The 549-nt window shown below is 71.8% G+C and carries 2 protein-coding genes; both read left to right on the top strand.

Features of this window, described 5'->3' with window-relative positions; all coding sequences use genetic code 11:
- Positions 1-294 (top strand): hypothetical protein (locus tag B2W70_RS15910; RefSeq protein ID WP_286747142.1); only part of this gene is annotated, 294 nt, incomplete at its 5' end.
- Positions 291-549: hypothetical protein (locus B2W70_RS15905; RefSeq protein WP_286747141.1), on the top strand; the 259-nt coding region annotated here is incomplete at its 3' end. The genes B2W70_RS15910 and B2W70_RS15905, both read left to right, overlap by 4 nt.

Below are 549 nucleotides of genomic sequence, written 5' to 3'. Positions count from 1 at the left end.
CCCCGCCTGGAGCCTGACCCCCCGCCCGCCGTGGAGGCCGTCAAGGGCGATGCCCCAGAAGGCCTGGTCAGCATCGGCTGGCGCCGCCCAGATGGCTCGCGCCTGTGGATGGCCTGGGCCGAGAAAAAGGCCGAGGTGCGCATCGCCGCGCAAGGCAAGGGCGCGGTGCTGCACCACCCCGTCTCGGGCCGGCAAACCCCCATCGAGCCCAACCAGGGCAAGCTGCGCCTGACCCTGGAGCCGGGCTTGCAGATCCTGGTGCAGGCCGCTGCGTCAACCTCGGGGAAGCCGTGAAGTCCCTGCGCATCCTCTGGACGCTGCCCTACCTGCCCTGGCCCGTGACCAGCGGCGGCAAGTCCCGGCAATTCAACCTCATCCGCGAGATGGCGGCGCGCGGCCACCGCCTCACGCTGCTCATCCAGTCCAAGACCCCCGCCGACGAGGCCACGCGCCGCGTGCTGGGCGCCTTGGCCGAAGAGGTCATCGTGCTGCCACGCCGTCCGCTCAAGCACCCTGCCACCTTGTGGCGGGCCGCCACCTCGCGACAGC

It is taken from the genome of Aquabacterium sp. UBA2148 (genome assembly GCF_002328915.1).
GTDB classification, from domain to species: domain Bacteria; phylum Pseudomonadota; class Gammaproteobacteria; order Burkholderiales; family Burkholderiaceae_C; genus Aquabacterium; species Aquabacterium parvum.
This window is presented reverse-complemented; position numbering and strand designations above follow the sequence as displayed.